Annotated in this window: 11 protein-coding genes; 5 read left to right on the top strand and 6 right to left on the bottom strand. The window is 38.2% G+C overall.

Going from position 1 to position 7,234, the window contains the following annotated elements; translation table 11 throughout:
- Positions 1–9: 9 nt before the first annotated feature.
- Together QV04_RS10840 and QV04_RS10835 are read right to left on the bottom strand one after the other, a co-directional pair.
- Positions 10–777: an AAA family ATPase gene (locus QV04_RS10840; protein WP_039174680.1), complete on the bottom strand. Its 768-nt coding sequence runs from the start codon at positions 775–777 to the stop codon at positions 10–12.
- Positions 778–789: 12 nt separating this feature from the next.
- A complete protein-coding gene (locus QV04_RS10835; RefSeq protein ID WP_065231728.1) occupies positions 790–2,082 on the bottom strand; it encodes an ATP-binding protein in 1,293 nt (430 codons plus the stop codon).
- Between the two features lie 285 nt (positions 2,083–2,367).
- Here QV04_RS10835 and QV04_RS10830 point away from each other — a divergent pair, with 285 nt between their 5' ends.
- Genes QV04_RS10830 through QV04_RS11425 form a run of 3 tightly spaced genes read left to right on the top strand, consistent with a single transcriptional unit; the run spans position 2,368 to position 3,959 of the window.
- Entirely contained in the window at positions 2,368–3,312 is a 945-nt protein-coding gene (locus tag QV04_RS10830; protein WP_065231729.1) for a DMT family transporter, read from the top strand.
- Positions 3,313–3,322: 10 nt separating this feature from the next.
- On the top strand, positions 3,323–3,646 hold the full coding sequence (locus QV04_RS10825) for an NAD(P)H-binding protein (RefSeq protein ID WP_065231730.1): 324 nt from the start codon (positions 3,323–3,325) through the stop codon (positions 3,644–3,646).
- Between the two features lie 7 nt (positions 3,647–3,653).
- Complete coding sequence (locus QV04_RS11425) at positions 3,654–3,959, top strand: hypothetical protein (RefSeq protein ID WP_197494828.1); 306 nt, start codon at positions 3,654–3,656, stop codon at positions 3,957–3,959.
- A gap of 238 nt (positions 3,960–4,197) precedes the next feature.
- Here QV04_RS11425 and QV04_RS10815 read toward each other — a convergent pair whose 3' ends face one another.
- From QV04_RS10815 to QV04_RS10810, 4 genes are all read right to left on the bottom strand, one after another.
- Positions 4,198–4,995, bottom strand: coding sequence for a DUF4198 domain-containing protein (locus QV04_RS10815; RefSeq protein ID WP_039164161.1), 798 nt, complete (start codon positions 4,993–4,995; stop codon positions 4,198–4,200).
- Positions 4,996–5,045: 50 nt separating this feature from the next.
- Entirely contained in the window at positions 5,046–5,195 is a 150-nt protein-coding gene (locus QV04_RS11565) for a hypothetical protein (RefSeq protein WP_156106945.1), read from the bottom strand.
- Complete coding sequence (locus QV04_RS11420; RefSeq protein WP_231924196.1) at positions 5,188–5,325, bottom strand: ATP-binding cassette domain-containing protein; 138 nt, start codon at positions 5,323–5,325, stop codon at positions 5,188–5,190. Before QV04_RS11420 ends, QV04_RS11565 begins: the two co-directional genes overlap by 8 nt.
- A gap of 102 nt (positions 5,326–5,427) precedes the next feature.
- Positions 5,428–5,838: a MerR family transcriptional regulator gene (locus QV04_RS10810; RefSeq protein WP_039132989.1), complete on the bottom strand. Its 411-nt coding sequence runs from the start codon at positions 5,836–5,838 to the stop codon at positions 5,428–5,430.
- 102 nt (positions 5,839–5,940) lie between these two features.
- Between QV04_RS10810 and QV04_RS10805 the strand changes: the two genes are divergently transcribed.
- Both QV04_RS10805 and QV04_RS10800 read left to right on the top strand, forming a co-directional pair.
- A complete protein-coding gene (locus tag QV04_RS10805; RefSeq protein WP_065233458.1) occupies positions 5,941–6,576 on the top strand; it encodes a cation diffusion facilitator family transporter in 636 nt (211 codons plus the stop codon).
- Positions 6,577–6,906, top strand: coding sequence for a DMT family transporter (locus QV04_RS10800; RefSeq protein ID WP_021461091.1), 330 nt, complete (start codon positions 6,577–6,579; stop codon positions 6,904–6,906).
- Positions 6,907–7,234: the final 328 nt, after the last annotated feature.

Here is a 7,234-nt window from a genome sequence, read left to right as displayed (position 1 = left end):
GGGGTCAGATCAAATTTGAATAGGTGCTTCTTTTAAATCATTACAGAAAATAAAAGATAATAAATCATCTGCTTTCGAGATTTTGATCATTTCTGTCGAATGCGTTGCCATTATAATAATCTTATGATAGCTATCTTCATTAGGAATGCCTGCTACGCGAGAGATTTCCTTTAACAAAAAAGCCTGTAATTGTGGGTGCAAAGAAACTTCAGGCTCATCAATAAGTAAAACGCCAACTTCATCGTCATACAGAGCAGATAAAATGCCCACTAAATGCAATAAACCAGATGCTTCACGTCCTGATGAATAATAGGTATTTTCTTTCCCTAATCTAGCAAATGAAATCTTTAGATTACCTGCATCCCAATCAATAGAAATATTTCTTTTAAAAAGCTTTTGCAAGCGCTCTTTAACTTTAATGAGGATATCAGAACGAGCTGCTAATGTATGTAAATCACCGTTAATTGTCTCTATTCGATGCCGATATTTAGAATATTCTTTATCACCATGACTGGCATTATCAATATGATCATGGTGCCAATACTGATTATAATTAGATCTATACTGTTCCATAGGACCTAAACGTCCTGAAGAAATAAAACGTACTTTTTTGTTTGTATAATTTGAAAAGCTATTTTTTAACCCTTTTAATAAATGGGTCTTGCCTGAACCATTTGGACCAATAATAAAAGTTAGTGGAGATCTTAACTCAATCTCTCTAGAAAAATCACCTTCATGACTATTGATATTAGCTACAATAGGTACTGGAAAGTTCATTATTTAATCCTCTCAATTAAAAATGTTATATCCATACAACGGCACATTCATCACCCAATCTTGCTCCCGATAGTCTGCCATTGATAATCGAATGGCTTGTTCTGGGTGAAATTGTTCCACATAGACTTTTAAACTTTTCGCTTTTAAATTTTCTTCGGCTTTCACTTCAATCGGGATTACCGCCTGCTTGCGTTGCAATACAAAATCCACTTCTGCGGTGCCTTTTTCTGTCGCCCAATAAAAGATAGGGTTTTCTTGGCTAGAAATCAGTTGTTGCAACACATATTGTTCCGTTAAAGCTCCTTTAAATTCGGTAAAAATGCGGTTGCCTTCTAATAAAGTCGTGGCATCTAAGTGGCTTTGAGCCGCCAGCAAACCCACATCTAAGGCAAATAATTTAAAAGCATTATCCTGATAAGCAGACAAAGGCAAATTCGGTTTTTTAATGCGTGGAACGCAATGCACCAAACCGCTGTCTTTCAACCATTGCAAGGCGATTTCATAGTCTTTACTTCTCGCCCTTTTTTGCATTTGTGAATAGATAAATTTTTTATTTTCTTTCGCCAATTGTTCAGGAATGGCTGCCCAAATGGATCGCACTTTTTTCACGGTTGAACCATCGGCAATATGTTTAGAAAAATCTTGTTCATATGCCATTAACAAGTTGCGTTGCACCTGACGCACTTCATCTAAATTTTGCGTGTCGATAAAAACCTTAACCGCTTCAGGCATTCCCCCGATAAAATAATATTGACGAAGCAAGTCAATGTAGCGAGATTTCATTGCCGTAATCAACGTCCAATCTTGCATTTCAAGCAGTTGTACCAAATCTTTTTTGCCTAATGCAGTGAGAAATTCCCGAAAAGTCATCGGATAAAGCGGCAAAAAATCCACCTTGCCCACAGGAAAAGAAACTTGATGATGCAGCGAAACACCCAGCAATGAACCTGCGGCGATCATATAAAAGTGCGGTGCGTTTTCATAAAAATATTTGAGTGATGACAAAGCCTGTGGCACTTCTTGCACTTCATCAAAAATAATCAGCGTATTATCCGCTTGAATATCCACGCCGCTTTCAATTTTCAATCCTAAAATCAAACGGTCAATATCATAATCGCCTGAAAATAAGGTTTTCATTCGTGGATTGTTATCAAAATTGATGTAGGCAACTTGCTCAAATGCTTGTTCGCCAAAATGCTTCATCGCCCACGTTTTCCCAACCTGCCTTGCTCCTTGAATAATCAAAGGTTTACGATTTGACTTAGCCTTCCATTGTTTGAGCTTCTCTAAAATATCCCGTTGCATTCTTGACCTCTTTGCTGAAATTTAAAGCTATTTTAGGCTTGCGATACATTTTTATCAATGAAAAATCGTTATAATAATACATTTTTTCAAATGAAAAAACATAGCTTAGCCACATTTTTCCAAACGAAAGTTTACTATGCCGTCTGAAACATTCAAAGTGCGGTGCATTTTCTAAAATTTCTGATTATTGAATTTTATTCAATACCTTATTCACTTTTCCCTACCTAATCAACACAATCTTTCCGACCTATAATGTTTTCAACTTAATTTAATCGGAGAAAAATAATGATTTCGTTAGTAGCTGCGTCTGTTGGCGTGTTGGTAGGAATGGGGATTGCGTTGCAGACAGGGATTAATTCAGTGCTGCGTAAAAATGTCGTGTCGCCGTTATTGTCGTCTTTTATCGCTTTTAGCGTAGGATCTATTTTGTTAATTTTGCTCATTTTTGTGCAAAACGAACCGCTTGCGGTTTCAACTGAAATATTGATCCAATCTCCTTGGTGGATTTGGTTAGGCGGTTTATTAGCGATGTTTGGGTTGACGGTCAATATTTTGATTTTCCCACGTTTGGGCAGTGTGCAAACGGCGATTATGCCAATTTTAGGGCAAGTTATCACAGGCACGTTGATTGACACTTTTGGCTGGCTCTCGGCACCTCAATATGATTTTACCCTTTTACGCTTACTGGGCTTAGTGGCGGTGATGGCTGGAATTGCTGTGGCGATTGTGTTGCCCTCTCTCAAACAACGCAGCCTGAAAAAACGTGCAGAAAGTTCATTGTTAGCTTGGCAACTTCTCGGTATTAGTGGCGGAGTAGCATCAGGCATTACGCCAGCAGTCAATGCCGCCCTACGCCAAACCTTACATTCCACCAGCCTTGCTGTCTTCGTACCTTTTGCCATCGGTACGCTGCTATTGGCTTTAGTAATTTGTTGCAAAGAACCGACCGCTTGGCGACATCTCAAAAATGCGCTGAAACAACCGCAACCTTGGTGGCAATGGTTCGGTGGTTTGCTCGGGGCAATTTATATCGGCGGTATTGTGCTAATCGTGCCACAAATCGGCACAGGCGGTGCGATTGTGACTTCATTGTTTGGCTTGTTAGTTGGCAGCCTGCTTATTGATCAATTCGGCTTGCTTGGTGCAACCAAAAAACCGATTAATGCCTTACAAATCATAGGCTTACTAGTATTGTTGGCTGGTGTGGTTATTATTCAAATAAGTAAATAAGGAAAGTAAAATGCAAAAAATAAATAAAATTTTAGTGGTTGGCGCTACAGGCAGCATTGGGCAATATGTCGTAACTGAAGCATTAAATAAAGGTTACCAAGTTCGTGCATTAGTACGTACCCCAAACAAAACTCGATTTGATAAGAGAGTTGACGTTTTTGTCGGTGATTTAACCCGATCTGATACGTTAAAAGGTATTTCAGACGGTATTATTTTTACGCAAGGCAATTATGCCGACCCAGAAAACGTGGATTATCAAGGCATTAAGCGAATTATCCAAAGTTTGAAAGCACCGACAAAATTGGTTTTGATGAGTACAATTAAACCAAATTGAACAGTTAATGCCCTACCATAGTCATATTTCGCCATTGGTAGTTACTGATACGCTGAATAAAATGCTCCAGCAAGCCGAACAAGGAGACATGATTTTTTACGAGATTTACAGCGAAGCGGAAAAATATCAAGATCCAAGCAAACAGCATACGGGGATTTTTGTGTTTAAAGGCAAAGCGAATGCCCCCTTTGCGATGATTGCCGCTGGAGGTGGTTTTGCTTATGTCGGTTCATTACACGAGGGGTTTCCGATTGCACAATCTATTCAACGGAATTTCATCTTTATAAAAATCTTGGACACGGTTTCGCATTAGGTACTGGAACAACGGCGGAAGGGTGGGAAAAACAGGCGGTTAAATTTTGGCAACAGCAACGTTAATATTTACAAGCAGTTGGATAAGTAAATAGTTTTAAACCCTATTGTATTCAGATGCAGTATGTTCCTATATTTTAGGGATAATTTAAAAACAGCTTTTGCTATAAATAGTCCTTAATTTACTACAAATTACAGCTTAAATAAGGGGCGTTTTGATCCGCCCCACGAGAATAAAATTATTTGTTCACTTTAAAAGTATAAGTGCTATAAAGTTTACGTTTTTGGCACACTTTTTGATCTGGGTAATCCATTTCATAAATGGCCTTGATTTTCCAAGTGCCTGCTAAGGCTGGAATGAAATTCACCTTGCCTTGAGCGTCCGTTTTGCCAGAGAAAGCTTGTGGTTCACGGTGATCGTAAACGGCTTTTTCATCAAGTTTGGTAAATTCGTTGGTTGTGCCAATCACGCTCACGCCTTTCGCTGGCTGACCTTGATACAACACTTGCACGGGGAAAACATCCATCGGGCTTAGCGTGGTTGGATCAACCAATGGCACGATTTCCAACGGTAATCCCACTGGAGCAATGGCGAAATCGCTCACATCAACACCTGTGTTCACATAGGTTGAAGCGAACATACTGGATTCTTCGCAGTAATTGGCATCTTTCATCTGAGTGAGATTTTCACGCTTCCAGCCGTTGTCATTTTTCGACCAAAATGTCGGTTTATAGCTGCCCGAAATTTTGTATTCCGCTTTCGCCAACGGGCTGGTGGTTACATAGTGAAAATTTTCGCCCTTTTGGGTGAGGGTAGTGCTTTTGCCGTCCGCACTGTGCAACACCAATGGATTTAAAATATTTAAACGCCCCTCTGCGATTTTTTCCCCTTCAGGAAAACGATCGCCATAGCCAAGCACTGCAAGCAAATCTTTGCCCGCTTCCGCTTGTTGTGCATATGCCCATAAATCGTGTGCTTGCCCAGCCAGTGGGAATGCCAAGCCACATATTAAGGCAAGATGAGTGAGTTTTTTCATTTGATGTCTCCTATTTTGTGTATAAAAAACGTGGAATTTTCTGACCGTACTTATCTACCTCTTATTTTCAAAGTGCGGTGTAAAATTCCGCCATATTGCCGTTCAATTTCAACCGTTGAAAGCAAACGGCGATAACTTTTTGGCTTTTGGATCAATGCTTTGCATAACAGCGAGGCTGTGCCAATAACATTGCTAGCCACTCACGAGAGTGTTCGCCACCGGCTGACGGGCAAGGAGCTTAATTAACGTGGATTTCCCTGAGCTATTTGCTCCGATAATGCCGTAAATTTTCCCTGTGTTGAATTGCAATGAAATAGAGTGCAACAACACTTTCTCAGGTAAGGTGAATGACTCTGCGTTTAATTCAAAGACTGTATTTCCTATGGGCTAACAAATAAAGGGGTTGGATTTTAATTGATAACGGTTATCATTTCAATATATATTTTGTGCTTTGATATTTCCAACCTCTTCTAATCCAGAAATGGCTTTGCACTCGTCTTCATTATGTTCTTCTTGACAGCTTAACTGTTTCAAAAATGTCTGAATTTCCAATAATTGTTGGATTTTTTGTTCTACCTGTTCTAGCTGTTTTAATATGATTTGATCGGCGTGATAATGTTCTGTCGGTTTATGACGAAGCTGAATAAGCTGTTTAATATCTTCCAAAGAAAAACCTAATGAACGGCAGGATTTAATGAATTTCAATAATGAAAGGCTTGCTTGATCATAATAGCGATAACCATTGCTACCGCGTTGAGGTTCGGGTAATAAGCCCGTTTTTTCATAGTAACGGATGGTTTCTAGATTAATGCCACTGAGTTTGCTGATTTCGTGAATTTTCATATTAAATAACCTTTATGAAAAAGATTGACTCTGTAGTCGCTACAGACTTTATATTATTCCATAAAAAAGAATCAAGCATTTCATTTATATAGAGGCTTAAAAATGAGCAATCATTTATATCACGATCATCACGATCATCACGATCATCACGATCATCACCATATCCCTAAAAGTAAAACAATTCTGCTGATTAGCCTTGTTATTATTACCAGTTATATGCTAGTGGAGTTTTGGGGGGGATATCATTTTCATAGTTTAACTTTAATGGCGGATGCCGGACATATGGCAAATGACAGTTTGTCATTATTATTGGCATTGATTGCACTTTTTTTCAATGAAAAAATACAAAAACGATTTGCCATATTGAATGGTAGTTCGTTAATTTTAGTTGCATTAATGATTCTGTGGGAGGCGGTTCAACGTTGGTATACGCCGGAGAAAATGGTGGCATTACCGATGCTTGGCGTTGCGATTATCGGATTGTTGGTCAATATTGTAGTAGCACTAATAATGTTTAAAAGTGATCACGATAATTTGAATATTCGTGCCGCTTATTTGCACGTATTGGCAGATCTGTTTGGATCTATTATTGCAATTATTGCTGGTTTAAGCGCTTGGCTATTAGATTGGCAATGGGTGGATTTGGTAGCGAGTGCAATTTTGAGTTTATTGATTTTACGCAGTGGAATATCAATAGTAAATCAGGCGATAAAATCGTTACAGGAGAAAACAGATTAAATGTATTGGGTATTTTTAGCGGTAGCTATTCTTTCTGAAATTTTTGCTTCCAGTATGTTAAAAGTGAGCGATGGGTTTAGCCGATTATACCCCTCAATCGGTGTGGTTATTGGTTATGTATTATCATTTTATTTGTTAGGGCTAGCATTAAAAGGGATTCCATTAAGTGCGGCTTATGCGATTTGGTCTGGTATCGGAATTGTTTTAACTGCAATAATTAGTGTTTTCTTTTTTAACCAAAAAGTGGATGTTGGTGGCGTAATCGGTATCAGTTTAATTATGATTGGTGTGATTGTACTCACTCTGTTTTCACAAATGGCAAGGCATTAATGAACCTAGCAGACAAAAAAGTTGTGAAAATGAGGTAGATAATGTTCAAAGAACAAAAGTTTTTAATAAAGTAAATAAATCCTTATAGAAAGTATTTTGATAGAATAAACCTTATTTACTCATTGTTTTTCCCTATTAAAAAGTAACGATAGTTTATTTTATACCTATAAATAGGTAATTATTTTAAGTTAGAAAAAAGTAATAAAGAACAGATTATTAGTAAATAAAATAACCGGTTAAGCGTTGAAAAAATAGTATTTGCCCTGACGCAAACGTTTGCTATCATCACCTACTACTACTACTACTACTACTACTACTACTACTACTA

The sequence above is a fragment of the Gallibacterium genomosp. 1 genome, from assembly GCF_001678575.1.
In the GTDB taxonomy this organism is placed as follows: Bacteria; Pseudomonadota; Gammaproteobacteria; order Enterobacterales; family Pasteurellaceae; genus Gallibacterium.
This window is presented reverse-complemented; position numbering and strand designations above follow the sequence as displayed.

Excerpts from the sequence above, each read along its gene's own strand:
- QV04_RS10840 (WP_039174680.1), bottom strand. The coding sequence starts at position 777 with ATGAACTTTCCAGTACCTATTGTAGCTAATATCAATAGTCATGAAGGT.
- QV04_RS10835 (WP_065231728.1), bottom strand. The coding sequence starts at position 2,082 with ATGCAACGGGATATTTTAGAGAAGCTCAAACAATGGAAGGCTAAGTCA.
- QV04_RS10830 (WP_065231729.1), top strand. The coding sequence starts at position 2,368 with ATGATTTCGTTAGTAGCTGCGTCTGTTGGCGTGTTGGTAGGAATGGGG.
- QV04_RS10825 (WP_065231730.1), top strand. The coding sequence starts at position 3,323 with ATGCAAAAAATAAATAAAATTTTAGTGGTTGGCGCTACAGGCAGCATT.
- QV04_RS11425 (WP_197494828.1), top strand. The coding sequence starts at position 3,654 with ATGCCCTACCATAGTCATATTTCGCCATTGGTAGTTACTGATACGCTG.
- QV04_RS10815 (WP_039164161.1), bottom strand. The coding sequence starts at position 4,995 with ATGAAAAAACTCACTCATCTTGCCTTAATATGTGGCTTGGCATTCCCA.
- QV04_RS10810 (WP_039132989.1), bottom strand. The coding sequence starts at position 5,838 with ATGAAAATTCACGAAATCAGCAAACTCAGTGGCATTAATCTAGAAACC.
- QV04_RS10805 (WP_065233458.1), top strand. The coding sequence starts at position 5,941 with ATGAGCAATCATTTATATCACGATCATCACGATCATCACGATCATCAC.
- QV04_RS10800 (WP_021461091.1), top strand. The coding sequence starts at position 6,577 with ATGTATTGGGTATTTTTAGCGGTAGCTATTCTTTCTGAAATTTTTGCT.